Origin of the sequence: Brucella pseudogrignonensis, from assembly GCF_002252525.1 — a bacterium.
Lineage (GTDB): Bacteria > Pseudomonadota > Alphaproteobacteria > Rhizobiales > Rhizobiaceae > Brucella > Brucella pseudogrignonensis.
The window spans coordinates 662898-680644 of sequence record NZ_NNRM01000017.1; the positions used below are offsets into that span (position 1 = coordinate 662898).

Below are 17747 nucleotides of genomic sequence, written 5' to 3' on the forward strand. Positions count from 1 at the left end.
ACGTGAGACCAGTTGTTGTCGTCACTGGAGGCAGCAGAGGTATTGGTGCTGCGACTGCAACGCTCTTCGCGCGCGAAGGCTATAATGTCTGCATCAGCTATGTAAGCGATGTTGATGCCGCTCTTGGCACTGTAAAAGCCTGCGAAGGCCTCGGTGCCAAGGCAATAGCTGTGCGAAGCGACGTTGCAAACCGGCAAAACGTGATCGATCTTTTCGCAACGTGTGATCGGGAGCTGGGCACGCCCAGCTGTCTCGTCAACAATGCGGGCGTCATCGGGCAAAACACCCGCATCCAGGGGCTTGAGGAAGAAGCACTCGAGCAAACATTCAGGACGAATGTCTTCGGGTTACTCTATTGCACACAGGAAGCCGCACGCCGCATGTCGACTGCGAACGGTGGCTCTGGCGGCACAATCATCAATATTTCATCAGTGGCAGCCGTTTTGGGGAGCCCGGGCGAATATGTCCATTATGCTGCCTCAAAAGGTGCGGTTGAAACCATTTCGATCGGCGCTGGCAAAGAGCTGGCACCGGAAGGTATTCGGGTAAATGCCATTCGTGTCGGCACGACCAATACCTCTATTCATTCAATTAGCGGCAACCCGGACAGACCAGCAAAAATCGCAGCCATGACACCGATGGGACGTATTGCCGAGCCGGAAGACATTGCACAAACTGCGCTCTGGCTCGCTTCCGATAAATCAGGATTTGTAACCGGAACCGTCATTACAGTTGCGGGTGGTCTAAGCGCTTAATTTAGTTGATAATATTATATCACGCCGTCGGTTTGATTTCCGATTGCGACGATAATGATTGGGCATTCGAAATGAACTGCCGAAAAATTTTAGAAAGTTGTGATTGCCGTGTCTTTTGTAAGTCCGCCCACCAAGCACTGGTCTGTTGTTGAGCTATTGCATGAAACGGTCAAGAACCCGAATATTCATGTACGAGGAAAACACAGCTATTACAGCAATGCCTGGACAGGCTCATTTGAAGATAGCGTTGTTCGGTACTTGTATGGTGATGAATACAGCCTCAAGGCTTGGGAATCTCAATGGCCTGTGGATCAGCTCCACATAGGTGATTACGTTTGTATAGGCGCGGAAGCAGTCATCCTGATGGGTGGCAACCATACGCATCGTACGGACTGGTTCAGTCTCTATCCATTTCCGGATGTCATTCTCGATGCCTATAAGGGAAAGGGCGACACCGTTATTGCGGATGGTGCCTGGATTGGAATGCGTGCCATGTTGATGCCGGGCATCACTGTCGGAGAAGGGGCAATCATCGCCTCTGGTGCTATCGTGACGAAGGATGTTGCACCTTACACGATTGTCGCCGGTAATCCTGCTACGGTGGTTCGCTCGCGGTTTCCAGCACCGGTTGTTGAAACCCTGTTGGGTATGGGAATATACAACTGGGATCAGAAAAAGTTCGATGCAATGAAAGCCTATCTCTGCGCAAGCGAGATTGAAGTGCTTGTCAGCGCTTCGGCAAAATACGATGCCTCGGTCAAAATAACGGAATGAGCTTTGCGCTCATTCCAGACTGATCATAATGCGATCCGTATCAGCAACCAATTGCCGAAATGCTTCCAGAAAAGGCTTGCCGCCGAGCGTTTTTAGCTCGCTCAGGGCTTCCACATTCCTGAATACGAGTTCGCATTCGCCTGGCCAGCCGGGGCCACCCCATTGCACACCATCCCAAAATGAATCGAGCGTATAGCCAAAGGATTTTGGATCAAGCGCGGGCACGGTGTCGAGATAGCGCTGCCAGAGCTCGTTGGGGGACTTTATGCCGGTGCAGTCGATTTCGTAGACGGGCAGCATCAGTCGACCAGTATGAGGATCGCGTCCACTACGGCCAGTGTGAAGAGCAGGGCGATCATGGTTGCAGCTGCAATTACCATCATGCGCTTTTGTCGGGAGCGCTTTTCAGGCTGCTTCCCACTCCAGTCATATGGCGTCTCAGGCATTATCTCCTCCGGCATGATTTATCTCTTCAACCAGTCTCCATGGGTCCTGATCTTTATAAGCGTGCACATGACTGCGCCCATCTGCAAGATAAACAATACCCTGAGCGCCATAAAATTTACCGTCGGGATATCGCATGGCGATTATCACTTCATATCCGCGTGCATCTTTGTAAACGCCACCTGTCCGGATTTTGAGTGTCATGCGCGGTCCTCTCGGGTCGCTTTCAGCAATAAGGGCTGTGGAGAAAATGTTATAGCTGCTGGAGTGCGATACGATTGCCTTCACTATCCATAATTTCAGCTACAAAGCTATTTTCGCCGAAAGCTGTCTTTGGAAACAGCACTTCGCTGCCGAATTTCGCGGCCTTTGCAATTACCTTATCGATGTCCGCAACGCTGAGATAGACAATCGCACCATTGATAGTTGGCACATAGACGTCGCCTTCTGCCAGCGCGCCACTAGCACCATCCTTACCTTCTTCGAAAGGAAAGTAAGCCATGCGATTGCCGTGGATTTTTACCACCTCGCCAAATGCGATGTCGAAGACTTCAGAATAAAACGCGACGGCACGTTCAAGCTTTGTAACCGGAATTTCGATGTGGGCGATGATATTCATCAAGAAGCTCCGAAAGAAGAAATGGCTGTTTCGCTGGCTTTCCTGATCGAATTGAGGATGCGGCTGCGGATTATGCCGCTGACTGGACGGATCAGATACCAATAGGGCGTGAAGCGAAGATGACTTTTACGATCAGGGCAAAAGACACGCGTTTCGGTGACTAGGCGCGTTTTGCTGCCCTGTTCGGTCACTGTGAATGTCAGTGCAAGCTTTGCAACGCCCGGTGTGCAGAACGCGAGATAGTCTTCCGCGCTTTCCATTTTTACGAGGCCGAAATCAGTTTTCCAAAACTGCCCCACCAGCCCATAAACCAGTGCTTCACTGGGCCTATGATCAAGCAGCGTAAACTCATGTAAGCCGAAAGGCGGCGCAACGTTATTTTCGCGCCCACGCAATTTTGCGAGCGCCCGCATAGGCACTTCGCGTAGCGCAATCATGCTGCGGAAGAACATGTCCGTTTCTGGCCTGTAGCTCATTGCCGCCTGCAAGACGAGCTCAGGAGCAGCATTGACATCGCAGCCATGGATTTCGCTGAAACCATATTCGGGCAGGTATTTGTCGATCAGCTGCATGAGCAGGGATTATACCGCTGTACCACCGACCGTGACCTGATCCATGCGCAGATGCGGCTGTCCGACGCCGACCGGAACCCACTGTCCGCCCTTACCACAATTGCCCGACCCGGTATCGAGTTTCATATCATTGCCGATCATCGAAATGCGCTGCATGGCATCCGGGCCATTGCCGATCAGCATCGCGCCCTTGATAGGCGCACCGATCTTGCCGTCTTCGATCATGTAAGCTTCCGTGCAACCGAACACGAATTTGCCAGACGTAATGTCCACCTGACCGCCCCCGAATGAAACGGCATAAATGCCCTTCCTCATGGAGGCGATTATCTCTTCCGGCGTTTTGTCACCAGAAAGCATATAGGTGTTGGTCATGCGCGGCATGGGTGCGTGTGCATAAGATTCGCGGCGACCATTGCCAGTGGCTTCCATGCCCATCAGGCGGGCATTCTGCCGGTCCTGCATGTAATTCACCAGCTTGCCATCTTCGATCAGCACGGTGCGATTGGTCGGTGTGCCTTCATCATCGATGGTCAGTGAGCCGCGACGCTCGGAGATCGTACCGTCATCGACAACGGTTACGCCTTTCGAAGCCACCTGCTGACCGAGGAGACCGGCAAAGGCGGATGTCTTCTTACGGTTGAAGTCGCCTTCAAGGCCGTGACCAACAGCTTCATGCAGCATCACACCCGGCCAGCCATTGCCCAGCACAATGTCATAGGTGCCAGCCGGGGCGGGGATCGCTTCGAGATTAATCAGAGCCTGACGCAATGCTTCATCGGCAACGCTCTGCCAGCTTTCCGTAGTGATGAAGTCGCCAAAACCTTTGCGTCCACCAAGTGTGTGCGAACCGGATTCCTGACGGTCGCCATTGCCTGCTACCACCGAAACGCTCAAACGCACCATCGGGCGAATATCGCGTACAAAATGCCCATCCGCACGGAGAATTTCCACTTGCTGCCATGATCCGGCAATGGAAACAGAAACCTGCCGCACCTTGGGGTCTTTCGCGCGCAGATATGCATCGATCTTCTGCAGAAGCTGCACCTTCGCATCGAATGTCGGAGAGCCAATCGGGTTCTCGTCGGTATAGAGATGTCGATTGGTTCCTGCGGGTGCTGCTGCATATGTGCCGCTATGACCTGTCAGTGTGGCAGAGACCGCATCGGACGCGCGTTTGAGAGCAGCAACTGAGAGATCGCCCGCATGGGCATAGCCAATAGCTTCGCCCGCGACTGCCCGCAGGCCAAATCCCTGATCCTGATTGAACGAGCCGGTCTTCAGACGTCCGTTGTCGAAAACGAGTGCTTCCGCCTCGCGATATTCCATAAAGAGTTCGCCGTCGTCGCTGCCTTTCAGGCTTTGCGAGACAAGGCGCTCAATATCGTCACGAGTTACGTCGAAGCTATCGATCAAGCTCTTCATAAAAATAATCCTGCGGCATGTGTTTGCCACAGGATGTAAGCGCTAAATCGGTTGAGAACAACCTTGAGATTACGGCAAGGCGTCGAAGCCTTCACCAAATCCCTTCAAATCTACGGGAATTCCAACCCCTTCTTCCGGTGTCTGGAAGACGATGAAGGTTGCAGACTTGCCATTGCGGAATGTGTTGAGCAGCTCGTCTTCAAGGATGACCTCTGCATAGCAGCCGTCTTCAAAGCAGCGCACGAAATAGGCGCGGCCGATATCCTTGCCATCAACATTCAAGCCGAGGCCGTTTGGCAGCAATACGCCGAGCGGGGCCAGAACGCGCAGGATACGAGCCTTGTTATCAGCAGTTTTGAGAACAACGACCGAAAGGCCGAGTTCGGGACGCTTGGCTGCAACCACGTTCTGAATGAGCGCGCACTGCTCGGTTTTGGCACCGGCTGGCGTATCACACAGAATCGCCCATGGGCCATGCTGTGATTTGAGCGTGCCACTCTGCTGCGGCGTCGCGGAAGATTGCGGCTGGGCAGGTGTTTGTGCCGTTGGTGCTGGAAGTTGCGCAGGCGTTTCCTGTGCGACTGACGGCATTGTGTCAGCCGCGAAGACCAGAGCTACACTCGTTGCGAGGGTAGCAAAGCGTTGGAAAATCGAGCGGCGGGCGGATGTGCGGAAAATCATGAAATCTCCAGATCGAATCACCGGGACGTTACCCTCCGAAACAGGCGGTGAAAAGCTATTGTCGCTTCCGAGCCATCATCGCAAAGGTGATACCGGCATTGCATCTGAGATGCGTCCCCGGCAGTTGCATCCATTATCACGCGGCACGTTAGAGGAAACCTCTTGCTAAATCATGGCTTCATTATGGGTTTATCAGGTTTTTCCCAAGTTTTCGAAGGGTTATGACGCTTTATTGAATGGTCGGCATGCGGGCCTCTGACGCAGGCTTGCGCGCAAAAATGCCGCACAGGAACATATTCGCCTTCCTTGCGGTGTGCGTTAAGGTGTGGTTTGAACGCTGACGGGGGATACGGCCGTCTAAACGTCCGGCGTCCAGCCTGAAAGGGCGAAAAGGGAGAGAGTTCTGGTGGATAAATTTGTTGCCACAACGAGGGGTGCCGTCGTTGGTGCTTTCGCATTGCTGTGGACGAGCGGTGCCGCTTTGGCGGATCAGCCGCGTCCATGGGAGATAAGATTTCAAGAAGCTGCGACCGGTATTGCCGAGCAGATTCATTGGTTTGAGCGTTATACGCTCTGGTTCATCATTCCAATCACATTGCTGGTTCTGGCGCTGATCGTCTGGTGTGTGATCAGGTTCCGCGCAAGCGCAAACCCAGAACCATCCAAGACCAGTCATAATACGGCTATCGAGGTTATCTGGACCGTGGGTCCGGTCATTATTCTGCTTTTCCTTGCGGTGCCGTCGTTCCAGCTTCTGACTGCTCAATATTCGCCTCAGGATCCGACGCTGACGGTCAAAGCAACCGGTTATCAGTGGTACTGGGGCTATGAATATCAGACCGAAACGCCGGTAAGCTTTGATTCGCTTATCTTGAAGGATGCTGATCGCGCTGCTGCAGGCAAAGAAGATCATGCTCGTTATCCGCGCCTTCTGGCAGTCGATAACGAAGTGGTCGTGCCGATTGGCGAAACGGTCCGTCTTCTGGTAACAGCTGCCGATGTGATCCATTCATGGACCATTCCGGCCTTTGGTGTGAAAATGGACGCCGTACCGGGCCGTATCAACGAAGCCTGGTTCAAAGCCGACAAGGAAGGCCTCTATTATGGCCAGTGTTCCGAGCTTTGCGGCAAGGACCATGCCTTCATGCCAATCGCCGTTCGTGTCGTCTCAAAAGAGCAGTACAACACATGGCTGACGGCAGCCGCCTCGGATGTTCCGGGTGCAAACAAGGCGCTTCAGGCTGAGCTTGAAGGCGATGCAAACGATAAAGTGGCTGCGGCGGGTCTTTAAAGACTTCGATACGCAAGACTGTTGAAAAACGGGAGCGAATTCCATGGCTGGCACAGCAGCTCACGAGCATGGAGCCCATGACGACCACAAGCCTAAAGGCTGGGTGCGCTGGGTTTACTCGACCAATCATAAAGACATCGGTACTCTGTACCTGATCTTCGCAATCATTTCCGGCATCATCGGCGGCGCATTGTCTATTGCGATGCGCGCCGAGCTTCAGGAGCCGGGCATCCAGATTTTCCATGGTCTGGCACAGATGGTTTATGGTGTTGAGGGCGACGCAGCTCTCGATGCTGGTAAGCATATGTTCAACGTGTTCACCTCTGCGCACGCTCTGGTCATGATCTTCTTCATGGTTATGCCTGCGCTGATCGGTGGTTTCGCCAACTGGATGATTCCGCTGATGATCGGTGCGCCTGATATGGCGTTCCCGCGTATGAACAATATTTCGTTCTGGCTTCTTCCACCGGCGCTCACACTGCTGCTGATCTCGCTGTTCATGCCTTCGGCACCCGGCGGCTGGGGGCCTGGCGGCGGCTGGACGCTGTATCCGCCGCTTTCGACGAGCGGTCAGCCTGGCCCGGCAATCGATTTCGCGATTCTCGCGCTCCATATTTCCGGTGCGTCGTCGATCCTTGGTGCGATCAACTTCATTACGACGATCCTGAACATGCGTGCTCCGGGCATGACGCTGCACAAGATGCCGCTGTTCGCCTGGGCTGTGCTAGTAACTGCTTTCCTGTTGTTGCTTTCGCTTCCGGTTCTCGCAGGTGGCATCACCATGCTGCTGACTGATCGTAACTTCGGTACGACCTTCTTCACGCCGGATGGCGGTGGTGATCCGATCCTTTACCAGCACCTGTTCTGGTTCTTCGGTCATCCAGAAGTGTACATTCTGATCCTGCCGGGCTTCGGTATCGTCAGCCACATCATTTCGACCTTCTCGCGCAAGCCAGTCTTCGGTTACCTCGGCATGGCTTACGCTATGGTCGCGATTGGTGTTGTCGGCTTCGTCGTCTGGGCTCACCATATGTACACGGTCGGTCTGTCGCTCGACACGCAGCGCTACTTCGTTTTCGCAACGATGGTTATCGCGGTTCCGACGGGCATCAAGATCTTCTCTTGGATCGCGACCATGTGGGGCGGCTCGCTGACCTTCCGCGCGCCGATGCTCTGGGCGATTGGCTTCATCTTCCTGTTCACGGTTGGTGGTGTAACGGGCGTTCAGCTCGCCAATGCCGGTCTCGACCGTGCGCTGCATGACACCTATTACGTTGTGGCTCACTTCCATTATGTTCTGTCACTGGGTGCTGTGTTTGCGATTTTCGCAGGCTGGTACTACTGGTTCCCGAAGATGAGCGGCTATATGTACGACGAATTCACCGCAAAGCTGCACTTCTGGGTCACCTTCGTCGGCGTCAATCTCGTCTTCTTCCCGCAGCACTTCCTCGGTCTTGCCGGTATGCCACGTCGTTACATCGACTATCCGGATGCCTATGCAGGCTGGAACATGGTGTCGTCTTACGGCTCGTACATTTCCGGCTTCGCTGTGCTGATCTTCCTCTACAATGTCTTTGAGGCATTTGCGAAGAAGCGTGAAGCTGGTGCGAACCCATGGGGTGAAGGCGCCACGACGCTGGAATGGCAGCTTTCATCGCCTCCGCCGTTCCACCAGTGGGAACAGCTGCCGCGTATAAAGTAAATGTGCAAGGGGCGAGCCCTGAAAGGGGTTCGCCCTCGCGCAAAACTGTGATATGTGCGGGCGGCATTCAGTTCCGTCCGTCACCGATTGACGTTCAAGACGACGCTTCTGACTAGGAGTGAATGCATCTCCGGGAGGTAAAAGTCGTATTGAATAGCTGATGTGTGCTCTGGGCCGAGCACAGCATTGGCCCGGTGAATTCGAGGTTGTAGAAGTTAATGTCTCTGGTGGAAAAAAACACGGTTTCCGATGACGCATTCGCTCTTTCCGAGGCGACTGCGCGGGATTATCTCGTCCTGCTGAAGCCGCGTGTGATGTCACTTGTGGTGTTCACCGGGCTTGTGGGCTTGGTGCTTGCGCCTGGACATATGAACCCTGTGCTGGCTGCAATCAGCATTCTCTGCATTGCGGTGGGTGCTGGCGCGTCCGGGGCTCTCAATATGTGGTACGATGCCGATATTGATGCCGTGATGAAGCGCACCCGCAATCGTCCAATTCCAGCAGGTATCATTGCACCGAACCAGGTTCTGGCGTTTGGCCTCACGCTTTCGGTATTTTCTGTCATTACGCTTGGCCTGATGGTCAATTGGCTGGCTGCAGCTCTTCTTGCTTTCACCATCTTCTTCTACGCCGTGATCTACACGATGTGGCTCAAACGCTCGACGCCGCAGAACATCGTTATCGGTGGCGCCGCCGGTGCTTTCCCGCCAATGATCGGCTGGGCTGCTGCAACTGGCGAGATCACATGGGACAGCGTTGTGCTGTTCATGATCATCTTTCTTTGGACGCCACCACATTTCTGGGCTTTGTCGCTGTTTTCGACCAATGACTATGAAGCCGCACGAGTCCCCATGATGCCGAATGTGAGGGGCGAACTATCGACCCGTCGTCAGGCGATGTTCTATGCCGTAATCATGGCGCCTGTAGGTGTGCTGCCTTACGTGCTTGGTTTTGCTGGCATCACTTATGGCGTGATTTCTACACTGCTCGGTCTGGCATTCGTCTATTATGCATGGCGCATGTGGATGGCCGAAAGCCATGCTCAGATGCTGCTTGCCGCGCGCAAACTGTTCCGTTTTTCGCTGATGTACCTTTCGGGCGTCTTTGCGGTTCTGCTGGTGGAAGCGCTGGCGATCAGGCTGCTGACAGCCTTTGGAGTGATTTGATGGGTAATTCTGTACAGAAGCCAAATAACGAGGAACTAGAACTGGTTGTACCAACTGAGCAGCAGAGAAAAGCTCAGCGCAACCGTTCCTGGGGCCTCGCAATTGCTTTGGCTCTGTTCGTTGTCCTCGTTTATGTGGGCACAATGGCAAAGCTGGGAGCGAATGTTCTGGTTCGTCCACTCTAATTTTAGGGTGGACTGATAAGAGTTCTATCTGGGAGGAGAGAATGGCAGATCAGCAGAAAATTGATGAGAAGCAGAAGCGGCTCAATCGTTCAAACCGTACGGTTGCGATTGCGTGTCTGTCCTTCTTTGTCTGCATGATTGGCGCGGCTTATGCTTCAGTGCCGCTCTATCGTATTTTCTGCCAGGTAACGGGTTACGGCGGCACCACGCAGCGCGTTGAGCAATATTCCGATACCATTCTGGACAAGACCATGAAGGTGCGTTTCGACGCCAACACCGCAAATGGTTTGCCTTGGGAATTCAAGCCGGTTGAGCGCGAAGTGACCGTGCGTATCGGCGAAACCACCATGATAAAATATGAAGCGCGTAATCTGTTTGATGAGCCGACCTATGGTCGCGCGAGCTTCAATGTGGCTCCGGGCCGTGCAGGCGCTTATTTCAACAAGGTTGAATGCTTCTGCTTTACCGATACGACTTTGCAGCCGGGTGAAGACATGGAAATGCCGGTTGTTTTCTTCGTTGACCCGGAGATCGTCAATGATCCGGATTTGAAAGACGTAAAGACGATTACACTGTCCTACACGTTCTTCCCGATTGACAAGCCGAAGCCTGTTGCAAATGCAAAGGCGGCACCAGCGGGTAATAGCGGAAGCTGATTTCGAAAATTGTGCGGCACACAATGCCGCAAAGACAAAAGAGCCAAGCGGCTCTATGTTGCGATACTAAGGGATTTGTCTGAGATTCTTAGGGGAGCTTAGACAGGAAGGCACAGAGAGGAGCCTTGGGGAGAGACATGGCTGACGTTCACGAGAAAAATCACGACTATCACATCATCGCGCCCAGCCCATGGCCGTTCCTGAGTTCGGTTGGCGCGTTCGTGCTTGCCGTCGGCGGCATTTCATGGATGCGTTATATCAATAACGGCCAGCTTCCGTTCTTCGGTATCAATCTGGTGACGCCATGGATTTTCTTCATCGGCTTGGCGATCGTTTTGTATTGCATGTATGCTTGGTGGGCAGACACGATCAAGGAAGGCCATGAAGGCCATCATACCCGCGTCGTGGCACTGCATCTGCGCTACGGCATGATCATGTTCATTGCCTCGGAAGTCATGTTCTTTGCTGCATGGTTCTGGGCATTTTTCGATGCAAGCCTGTTCCCGAACGAAGTGCATCAGGTGATGCGCGCTGAATTCACCGGCGGTCAGTGGCCTCCAAAGGGCATTGAAGTTCTCGATCCGCTGCACCTGCCGCTTTACAACACTGTCATCCTGCTCCTTTCAGGTACGACGCTGACATGGGCGCACCATGCTCTGCTCCACAAGGATCGCAAGGGCATGATCACAGGTCTTGCGCTGACGGTTGCTTTGGGCGTGCTGTTCTCGTTCGTTCAGGCCTACGAATACATCCATGCACCGTTCGAATTCAAAGACTCGATCTATGGCGCGACCTTCTTCATGGCAACTGGCTTCCATGGCTTCCACGTCATCGTGGGAACGATCTTCCTGCTGGTGATCCTGTTCCGCGCGATGGGTGGTGATTTCACCCCGGAACGCCATTTTGGCTTTGAAGCAGCCGCTTGGTACTGGCATTTCGTGGACGTCGTCTGGCTGTTCCTGTTCTTCACGATCTACGTGTGGGGCGGTTGGGGCGCACCAATGCACGGCGGCTGATCAGCTGTTTGATAAGATGATGGGGCGGCCTTGGAAACATGGCCGCCTTTTCTTTTCGCAAGTGTTAGGGAGCGTGTGATGTCGGACCATAATTTATATCCAGCAGTCGATCCGGTGAAGAGCGGGCTGACGGGGCATTGCCCGCGCTGCGGCGAAGGTAAACTGTTCGATGGCTTCTTAACTGTCGCGCCGCGCTGCAGGGTCTGTGGTCTGGACTATTCGTTTGCCGATTCTGGCGATGGGCCTGCCGCCTTCGTCATTCTCATCATCGGTTTTATCGTGGTTGGCCTCGCCTTGTGGATGGAGGTCAATTATTCGCCGCCTCTATGGGTGCATTTCATTCTGTGGGTGCCACTGGCGATTATCCTTAGTCTTCTTGCCATGCGCAGCATCAAGGGTATTCTCATCAATCTGCAATTTCGCAACAAGGCGTCACAAGGACGTCTGGATGATGACAATGAATGACCAATCAAAGCGGCAGCGCCTGCCATGGGGATTGCTGATCGCCTCGCTTATCGCGCTGATAATTCTCCTTGGACTGGGTACGTGGCAGGTCGAACGGTTGCAGTGGAAAGAAGCGCTGATTGCGTCCACGCAAGAACGTATTCATGAGCCGCCTTTGCCGCTTGCAGAGATGGAAAAAATCTATCGTGAAAAAGGGACCGTTGAATATCTGCCGGTGACGGTTTCCGGCACTTTCATGCATCAGGGCGAACGCCATTTTCTGGCGACCTATGAAGGTAAGCCGGGGTTCAATGTCTATACGCCGCTGATGCTTGAGGATGGCCGCTTCGTGCTGGTCAATCGCGGCTTCGTCCCTTACGAAAAGAAAGACCCGCAAACCCGCCTTGATGGACAACTGGATGGCCCTGTGACGATTACGGGGCTTGCACGCGATCCGCTCAGCGCAAAGCCGGGCTACTTCCTTCCGGACAATGATGTCGCAAAAAATATCTTCTATTGGAAAGATTGGTCGGCCATGGCTGAAAGCGCGGATATTCCGTCGCTGGATGATGCTGTGCCGTTCTTTATTGATGCCGATAACAAGCCAAACTTTGGCGGTTTGCCTGTTGGCGGCGTGACGATTATTGATTTCCCCAACAACCATTTGCAATATGCGGTTACATGGTATGGCCTCGCTTTGGCGCTGATAGGGGTTGTCGGAAGCTGGCTCTGGCGGTATCGAAAGGCTACAAAGACTTGACAAGGGCCTCGTTAGAGCCCAACTCCGGCCTTATATGCCGATCCTATATGCCCGACCCTATATGCCCGACCCTATATGATTGTGAGCACTTCAAGCCACGCCGAACCCTGCGAGCACGCTTCATGACCGATACACGACCCCCTCTGGAAATCCGCCTCTGCGGCCCGCGCGGCTTTTGCGCAGGTGTTGACCGGGCAATCCAGATCGTGGTGCTGGCTCTGAAGAAATATGGCGCGCCTGTCTATGTCCGCCACGAGATCGTGCATAATCGCTATGTTGTTGAAGGCCTGCAGTCCCGCGGTGCGATTTTTGTCGAAGAACTTGATGAAATTCCGGCTGAACATCGTGATCAGCCGGTGGTATTCTCCGCCCATGGCGTACCGAAATCAGTGCCAGCGGATGCCGAATCCAAGAACCTCTTCTATCTTGATGCAACTTGCCCACTGGTTTCCAAGGTGCATAAGCAGGCAATGCGTCATCAGCGCCTTGGCCGTCACGTCATCCTGATCGGTCATTCCGGCCATCCGGAAGTCATCGGCACTATGGGGCAGCTGCCCGAAGGCGCTGTGACGCTCATCGAAACGGTTGAGGATGCGCGGGCGATTGAATTCGCTGATCCAGATAATCTCGGATTCGTAACCCAGACGACACTGTCGGTAGACGACACAGCTGGTATCATCGTTGAGTTGCAGCAGCGTTTCCCGAACCTGACAGCACCTGCCGCCGAATCGATCTGCTATGCCACCACGAACCGTCAGGATGCGGTGCGCGCAGCGGCTCCTGGATGCGATCTGTTTCTTATCGTGGGTGCTCCGAACTCTTCCAATTCCAAGCGTCTTGTCGAAGTTGCTGAAAAGGCGGGCGCGGGCATGTCGATGCTTGTGCAGCGCGCAAGCGATATCGAATGGGATAAGGTCGGAGATATTTCGGTCGTCGGGCTTTCGGCTGGTGCATCAGCGCCTGAGATCATCGTCGATGAGATCATCGATGCTTTCAAAGCCCGTTTTGATGTGAAGATCGAACTGGCAGAAACGACAGTTGAAACCGAAAACTTCCTTGTGAATCGTGAGATACGCGATGTGGAACTGACGGTGCGCGATATGGCATTCGTCAACGGTGAAAACCGGGTCGTCGGTATTCCTAAATTAGAGCGCATCCCGAAAACTGGCTAACGGCTATCGGATAAGACGCGTGTGGTGAATATGGGGAAATAAGCGGCATGGCCGTCTATACAGATATCAACGAAATCGAACTTGGCGCTTTTCTCGAGCAATACGACATCGGTGCTCTGACTTCCTATAAGGGCATTGCGGAAGGTGTCGAGAACACCAATTATCTGCTCCACACCACGACAGGCTCTTTCATTCTCACGCTTTATGAGAAGCGCGTGAACCGCGATGATTTGCCGTTTTTCCTTAATCTGATGCTGCATCTTTCCAAGCGTGGTCTGGAATGCCCGCAGCCGGTTGTGCGTCGTGATGGCGCAACGATTGGTGAGCTTGCAGGGCGTCCGGCGGCAATCGTGACCTTCCTTGAAGGCATGTGGATGCGCAAGCCAACCGTCGCTCATTGCGAAGAAGTTGGTCGTGGATTGGCAGAAATGCATCTGGCGGGTGAGGACTTCGACATGCGCCGCCGCAACGGTCTGACATTGCCCGATTGGCGTCCGTTGTGGGACTTGTCCAAGGCGCGCGCTGATGCTGTTGAGCAGGGGCTGGTTTCAGAGGCAGAAAGCGATCTTGATTACCTTGAAAAGAACTGGCCAACGGGATTGCCTGAAGGCGTCATCCACGCTGACCTCTTTCCTGATAACGTGTTTTTCCTTGGTGATCGCCTGTCGGGCTTTATCGATTTCTATTTTGCGTGCACGGATATTCTCGCCTATGACGTGGCGGTCTGCCTGAACGCATGGTGCTTTGAGAAAGATTTCTCCTTTAATCTAACCAAGGGCGCGGCCTTCCTGCGGGGTTATAATTCAGTGCGACCGCTTTCGACCGCTGAAATTGAGGCTCTGCCAGTATTGGCCCGCGGCGCTGCTGTTCGCTTCATGCTGACCCGTCTTTATGACTGGCTTAATGTGCCGGATGGCAGCTTTGTCATGAAGAAAGACCCGATGGAATATGTGCGCCGTATGCGCTTCCACCGACAGGTCACATCTGCAACGGAATATGGTCTTGAACTTAGCGGAGCTGACGCGTGAAGCAGATTGAAGCTTTCACGGATGGTGCATGTTCTGGCAATCCCGGTCCCGGTGGCTGGGGCGCTATCGTGCGCTGGAACGGTCATGTGAAAGAGTTGAAGGGCGGCGAAGCCGATACTACCAACAATCGCATGGAGCTGATGGCCGCGATTTCAGCGCTTAATGCGCTTAAAGAGCCATGCGAAGTCGATCTCTACACTGACAGTGTCTATGTGCGTGATGGTATTTCCGGCTGGATTGAGGGCTGGAAGCGCAATGGCTGGAAAACTGCAGCCAAGAAGCCGGTCAAGAATGCAGAGCTGTGGCAGGCACTGGATGAGGCGCGCAAGCCGCATAACGTGACGTGGCACTGGGTTAAAGGCCATGCTGGCCATCCGGAAAATGAACGCGCTGATGAACTTGCCCGCGCCGGTATGGAGCCATTCAAGTATAACGGTCACAAATCGCTTCAAGTTAAGTAATCAAAGCATTTCGAATAAAAGTGCGATGCATCGGATAATGCGAGAGAACAAAGCGATAGAGCGGTTTCAATGATTCAGCATTAGTTGGGATCGCTCCAGCTTCTGATATTTGGACAAGAAAAAGCCGCGCTGGGTTTCAGCGCGGCTTTTTAGTTTCAAGCAGATTACTTGCCCTGCTGTACTTCTGTTGGGTCTTTAAGACGACCTGTCAGGGAGAACGCCAGCAGCGAAGATACCAGCATGACAGCGCCGACAATGAACATTGGCATTTCGTAAAGACCAGTCCAGTCTTTAACGAGGCCTGTGATGTATGGTGCTGCGAAGCCCGCAATATTGCCGATCGTATTGATCAGCGCGATGCCTGCTGCCGCTGCCGTGCCGCTTAGGAAGCGGGACGGAATGGCCCAGAAGTTAGGCAAGGCGGAGAAAATCGCGCAAGCCGTAACTGTGATCATCAGGATCGTGGTTGCAGGCGTTGGCATGAAAAGTGCTGCCGGAATGGCAATGGCACCAACAAGTGCTGGAATACCAATGTGCCATGGGCGAACACCGCGCTTTGCAGCATCGCGGCTCCAGAAATAGAGAGCGATAGCGGCTGGCAGATATGGAATTGCGGTGATCAGACCCTTGTCGAACACGTCGAACTTGGTGTCGAACTGCTGTTCGAAGCCGCCAATGATTGTCGGCAGGAAGAAAGCCAGTGCATAGAGGCCGTAGATCAGACCGAAATAGACGATCGACAGAAGCCAGACGCGCTTGTCTGCGAGAGCAAGGCCCGTCTTGTGGCTGCCGTGAGCCTTTTCCTTGATCTTCTCTTCCTGAGCGAGTGCGCCGTTAAGCCAGTCGCGTTCTTCCTTGTTCAGCCACTTGGCGTCATTCGGCGTGTCAGGCAGGTAGAAGAAGGTGATGATGCCGACAACGATTGCAGGGACTGCAACGCCGAAGAACATGATGCGCCAGCCTTCGAGACCAAAAGCACCGTGCATTGCGATCAGCTCTGCTGCAAGTGGCGCGCCGATCACAGTGGTCAGCGGCTGTGCGAGATAGAACAGTGCCAGGATCTTGTTGCGGTGACGCGAAGGCACCCAGGTCGACAGGAACAGAATTGCACCTGGGAAGAAGCCAGCTTCAGCAACACCCAGCAAGAAGCGCAGGATGTAGAGCTCGGTTGCGCTGGAAACCCAAGTGAACAGAAGGGCGACGATGCCCCATGTCACCATGATACGGGCGAGCCATTTGCGTGCGCCAAATTTGTGCAACGCGAGATTGCTAGGCACTTCAAGAATGATATAGCCGACAAAGAAGATACCGGCGGCAAAACCGAACTGAGCTGCTGTCAGCGCAAGGTCGGCAGTCATCCCGTTCGGACCAGCAAAGGAAATTGCGGTGCGATCCAGGAAGTTGATGAAGAACATCAGCGCGATGAAGGGAACCAGCCGGATCGAAATTTTCGATATGGCTGACTTTTCAGCGGACGTCATTTCGTGAGATTTTTGCTGCATTGCAGTTCCTCCCTGCTTGCATAGTAACAAGAGCGAAGGGAACTGCCTGAATGCATATCATACGATATAATGGATTCCAGCGGTGCTTTCGCCCCTAAATACGCGAGATAGCTAAAGAATGCGACATGCCGCCGCAAGCGATTTATTGTCTGTGATTTGTGATATAACCTCACAGGTATGCTCAGATACGAACGGGAGTTTCCATGCGTCCATTGCCTTCTTTGAACGCGCTAAAGGCTTTTGAAGCCGTCGCACGCCATCGCTCGATGACGAGGGCGGCAGAGGAATTATGCGTGACGCATGGGGCAGTTAGCCGTCAGATACGATCACTGGAGGATTCCCTTGGGGTACTTTTGCTTACACGCAATGCGCGACTGAGCGATCCCACGCCCGAAGGTGCGCGACTGGCTGAGGGATTGGCCAGCGCATTTTCAATTATTGAAGGCAGTATAGAGCGGGTGAAACCGGGACCACTGACCTTGTCGTGTTCGTCCTCAATCATGATGGAGTGGATCATCCCGCGCATTGGCCGATTCCATGATCGCTATCCGGGCATCGAACTGCAGTTCAACATGAACTATGATCGCATCGATTTTATGCGCGACAAGATCGGCATAGCCATCCGCTCAAGCATTATCGAACCGCCAGCAGATGCGGTCATTCGTGATATGGGTCGTGAAGCGATCGGACTTGTCTGTGCGCCGTCCTATCTTGCACAATGCCCGTTGATAACGCCTGCCGACTTGAACCAAGCAGCTATACTTGCCACGCAAACGCGTCTTAAAGCATTTGCTGACTGGCAAAAAGCGGCACATGCGGATTTCCCGGCGCCAGAGCCAAAATCCACGTTCCATCATTTCTATCTGCTGATTCAGGCGGTGCTGTGCGGGCTGGGCGTGGCGGTCGTACCGCATATGCTGGTTGCCGAGCATATTGCATCGGGACGTCTGGTAGCGCCTTTTGGCTTCCGTCCGGGGCCGCGTCGAATGTTGCTCTGGATTGCGCCGCACAGGGCAGGGCAACCGGATACGCTGGCACTTGAAAAATGGCTCACGCGTGAAATGCGCGCCCTGCCGGAAAAGCAGGGCGCATAAAGA

General features: G+C 53.8%; 22 protein-coding genes. 14 read left to right on the forward strand and 8 right to left on the reverse strand.

Annotated features, from left to right (window positions below; all coding sequences use genetic code 11):
• The first annotated feature begins 2 nt into the window (after nt 1-2).
• Both CEV34_RS09770 and CEV34_RS09775 read left to right on the forward strand, forming a co-directional pair.
• Nucleotides 3-755, forward strand: coding sequence for an SDR family oxidoreductase (locus CEV34_RS09770; protein ID WP_007874008.1), 753 nt, complete (start codon nt 3-5; stop codon nt 753-755).
• 108 nt (nt 756-863) lie between these two features.
• A complete protein-coding gene (locus tag CEV34_RS09775; RefSeq protein ID WP_039859567.1) occupies nt 864-1529 on the forward strand; it encodes a CatB-related O-acetyltransferase in 666 nt (221 codons plus the stop codon).
• 9 nt (nt 1530-1538) lie between these two features.
• On the opposite strand, the gene CEV34_RS09780 is transcribed toward CEV34_RS09775, so the two are convergent.
• From CEV34_RS09780 to CEV34_RS09805, 7 genes are all read right to left on the reverse strand, one after another.
• A complete protein-coding gene (locus CEV34_RS09780) occupies nt 1539-1829 on the reverse strand; it encodes a barstar family protein (protein WP_007874011.1) in 291 nt (96 codons plus the stop codon).
• Nucleotides 1829-1975 (reverse strand): hypothetical protein, encoded by a 147-nt coding sequence (locus tag CEV34_RS26965; protein WP_153223297.1) that lies wholly within the window; start codon nt 1973-1975, stop codon nt 1829-1831. Before CEV34_RS26965 ends, CEV34_RS09780 begins: the two co-directional genes overlap by 1 nt.
• Nucleotides 1968-2177 carry a hypothetical protein gene (locus CEV34_RS09785; RefSeq protein WP_007874012.1) on the reverse strand — a complete coding sequence of 70 codons (210 nt, stop codon included), beginning with the start codon at nt 2175-2177 and terminating at the stop codon, nt 1968-1970. The genes CEV34_RS26965 and CEV34_RS09785 overlap by 8 nt, the downstream gene beginning before the upstream one ends.
• Before the next feature lie 49 nt (nt 2178-2226).
• Nucleotides 2227-2592 carry a VOC family protein gene (locus CEV34_RS09790; RefSeq protein ID WP_007874013.1) on the reverse strand — a complete coding sequence of 122 codons (366 nt, stop codon included), beginning with the start codon at nt 2590-2592 and terminating at the stop codon, nt 2227-2229.
• Complete coding sequence (locus CEV34_RS09795; protein WP_007874014.1) at nt 2592-3164, reverse strand: hypothetical protein; 573 nt, start codon at nt 3162-3164, stop codon at nt 2592-2594. The genes CEV34_RS09790 and CEV34_RS09795 overlap by 1 nt, the downstream gene beginning before the upstream one ends.
• Before the next feature lie 9 nt (nt 3165-3173).
• On the reverse strand, nt 3174-4586 hold the full coding sequence (tldD, locus tag CEV34_RS09800) for a metalloprotease TldD (RefSeq protein WP_007874015.1): 1413 nt from the start codon (nt 4584-4586) through the stop codon (nt 3174-3176).
• Between the two features lie 69 nt (nt 4587-4655).
• Nucleotides 4656-5267 carry an invasion associated locus B family protein gene (locus CEV34_RS09805; RefSeq protein WP_007874017.1) on the reverse strand — a complete coding sequence of 204 codons (612 nt, stop codon included), beginning with the start codon at nt 5265-5267 and terminating at the stop codon, nt 4656-4658.
• Between the two features lie 406 nt (nt 5268-5673).
• Between CEV34_RS09805 and coxB the strand changes: the two genes are divergently transcribed.
• From coxB to rnhA, 11 genes are all read left to right on the forward strand, one after another.
• A complete protein-coding gene (gene coxB / locus CEV34_RS09810; protein WP_007874018.1) occupies nt 5674-6558 on the forward strand; it encodes a cytochrome c oxidase subunit II in 885 nt (294 codons plus the stop codon).
• A 43-nt stretch (nt 6559-6601) separates the two neighbouring features.
• Nucleotides 6602-8260, forward strand: coding sequence for a cytochrome c oxidase subunit I (ctaD, locus tag CEV34_RS09815; protein ID WP_007874019.1), 1659 nt, complete (start codon nt 6602-6604; stop codon nt 8258-8260).
• Nucleotides 8261-8478: 218 nt separating this feature from the next.
• Nucleotides 8479-9426: a heme o synthase gene (gene cyoE / locus CEV34_RS09820; RefSeq protein WP_007874020.1), complete on the forward strand. Its 948-nt coding sequence runs from the start codon at nt 8479-8481 to the stop codon at nt 9424-9426.
• Nucleotides 9426-9611: a hypothetical protein gene (locus CEV34_RS09825; RefSeq protein ID WP_007874021.1), complete on the forward strand. Its 186-nt coding sequence runs from the start codon at nt 9426-9428 to the stop codon at nt 9609-9611. Before cyoE ends, CEV34_RS09825 begins: the two co-directional genes overlap by 1 nt.
• Nucleotides 9612-9652: 41 nt before the next feature.
• A complete protein-coding gene (locus CEV34_RS09830; RefSeq protein WP_007874022.1) occupies nt 9653-10267 on the forward strand; it encodes a cytochrome c oxidase assembly protein in 615 nt (204 codons plus the stop codon).
• 137 nt (nt 10268-10404) lie between these two features.
• Nucleotides 10405-11283, forward strand: a complete 879-nt coding sequence (locus CEV34_RS09835; RefSeq protein ID WP_007874023.1) for a cytochrome c oxidase subunit 3 — start codon at nt 10405-10407, stop codon at nt 11281-11283.
• Between the two features lie 78 nt (nt 11284-11361).
• Nucleotides 11362-11748, forward strand: coding sequence for a DUF983 domain-containing protein (locus CEV34_RS09840; protein WP_007874024.1), 387 nt, complete (start codon nt 11362-11364; stop codon nt 11746-11748).
• On the forward strand, nt 11741-12487 hold the full coding sequence (locus CEV34_RS09845) for an SURF1 family protein (protein ID WP_007874025.1): 747 nt from the start codon (nt 11741-11743) through the stop codon (nt 12485-12487). The genes CEV34_RS09840 and CEV34_RS09845 overlap by 8 nt, the downstream gene beginning before the upstream one ends.
• A 122-nt stretch (nt 12488-12609) precedes the next feature.
• Nucleotides 12610-13659 carry a 4-hydroxy-3-methylbut-2-enyl diphosphate reductase gene (gene ispH / locus CEV34_RS09850; RefSeq protein WP_007874027.1) on the forward strand — a complete coding sequence of 350 codons (1050 nt, stop codon included), beginning with the start codon at nt 12610-12612 and terminating at the stop codon, nt 13657-13659.
• A 47-nt stretch (nt 13660-13706) separates the two neighbouring features.
• The gene (locus CEV34_RS09855) at nt 13707-14687 is read left to right on the forward strand and encodes a homoserine kinase (protein ID WP_007874029.1); all 981 of its coding nucleotides are present in this window, start codon (nt 13707-13709) and stop codon (nt 14685-14687) included.
• Nucleotides 14684-15148 (forward strand): ribonuclease HI, encoded by a 465-nt coding sequence (gene rnhA, locus CEV34_RS09860; RefSeq protein WP_007874031.1) that lies wholly within the window; start codon nt 14684-14686, stop codon nt 15146-15148. The genes CEV34_RS09855 and rnhA overlap by 4 nt, the downstream gene beginning before the upstream one ends.
• Before the next feature lie 164 nt (nt 15149-15312).
• On the opposite strand, the gene CEV34_RS09865 is transcribed toward rnhA, so the two are convergent.
• Nucleotides 15313-16650: an MFS transporter gene (locus CEV34_RS09865; RefSeq protein ID WP_007874032.1), complete on the reverse strand. Its 1338-nt coding sequence runs from the start codon at nt 16648-16650 to the stop codon at nt 15313-15315.
• Nucleotides 16651-16853: 203 nt separating this feature from the next.
• Here CEV34_RS09865 and CEV34_RS09870 point away from each other — a divergent pair, with 203 nt between their 5' ends.
• Nucleotides 16854-17744, forward strand: a complete 891-nt coding sequence (locus CEV34_RS09870) for a LysR substrate-binding domain-containing protein (RefSeq protein ID WP_039859543.1) — start codon at nt 16854-16856, stop codon at nt 17742-17744.
• The last annotated feature ends 3 nt before the right edge of the window (nt 17745-17747 follow it).

Coding starts and splice junctions, on each gene's coding strand:
- CEV34_RS09865 (WP_007874032.1), bottom strand. CDS start 16,650: ATGCAGCAAAAATCTCACGAAATGACGTCCGCTGAAAAGTCAGCCATA.
- cyoE (WP_007874020.1), top strand. CDS start 8,479: ATGTCTCTGGTGGAAAAAAACACGGTTTCCGATGACGCATTCGCTCTT.
- tldD (WP_007874015.1), bottom strand. CDS start 4,586: ATGAAGAGCTTGATCGATAGCTTCGACGTAACTCGTGACGATATTGAG.
- CEV34_RS09855 (WP_007874029.1), top strand. CDS start 13,707: ATGGCCGTCTATACAGATATCAACGAAATCGAACTTGGCGCTTTTCTC.
- CEV34_RS09830 (WP_007874022.1), top strand. CDS start 9,653: ATGGCAGATCAGCAGAAAATTGATGAGAAGCAGAAGCGGCTCAATCGT.
- CEV34_RS26965 (WP_153223297.1), bottom strand. CDS start 1,975: ATGCCTGAGACGCCATATGACTGGAGTGGGAAGCAGCCTGAAAAGCGC.
- CEV34_RS09845 (WP_007874025.1), top strand. CDS start 11,741: ATGAATGACCAATCAAAGCGGCAGCGCCTGCCATGGGGATTGCTGATC.
- CEV34_RS09805 (WP_007874017.1), bottom strand. CDS start 5,267: ATGATTTTCCGCACATCCGCCCGCCGCTCGATTTTCCAACGCTTTGCT.
- ispH (WP_007874027.1), top strand. CDS start 12,610: ATGACCGATACACGACCCCCTCTGGAAATCCGCCTCTGCGGCCCGCGC.
- CEV34_RS09790 (WP_007874013.1), bottom strand. CDS start 2,592: ATGAATATCATCGCCCACATCGAAATTCCGGTTACAAAGCTTGAACGT.
- CEV34_RS09840 (WP_007874024.1), top strand. CDS start 11,362: ATGTCGGACCATAATTTATATCCAGCAGTCGATCCGGTGAAGAGCGGG.
- CEV34_RS09825 (WP_007874021.1), top strand. CDS start 9,426: ATGGGTAATTCTGTACAGAAGCCAAATAACGAGGAACTAGAACTGGTT.
- CEV34_RS09835 (WP_007874023.1), top strand. CDS start 10,405: ATGGCTGACGTTCACGAGAAAAATCACGACTATCACATCATCGCGCCC.
- CEV34_RS09795 (WP_007874014.1), bottom strand. CDS start 3,164: ATGCAGCTGATCGACAAATACCTGCCCGAATATGGTTTCAGCGAAATC.
- CEV34_RS09785 (WP_007874012.1), bottom strand. CDS start 2,177: ATGACACTCAAAATCCGGACAGGTGGCGTTTACAAAGATGCACGCGGA.
- CEV34_RS09780 (WP_007874011.1), bottom strand. CDS start 1,829: ATGCTGCCCGTCTACGAAATCGACTGCACCGGCATAAAGTCCCCCAAC.
- CEV34_RS09870 (WP_039859543.1), top strand. CDS start 16,854: ATGCGTCCATTGCCTTCTTTGAACGCGCTAAAGGCTTTTGAAGCCGTC.
- ctaD (WP_007874019.1), top strand. CDS start 6,602: ATGGCTGGCACAGCAGCTCACGAGCATGGAGCCCATGACGACCACAAG.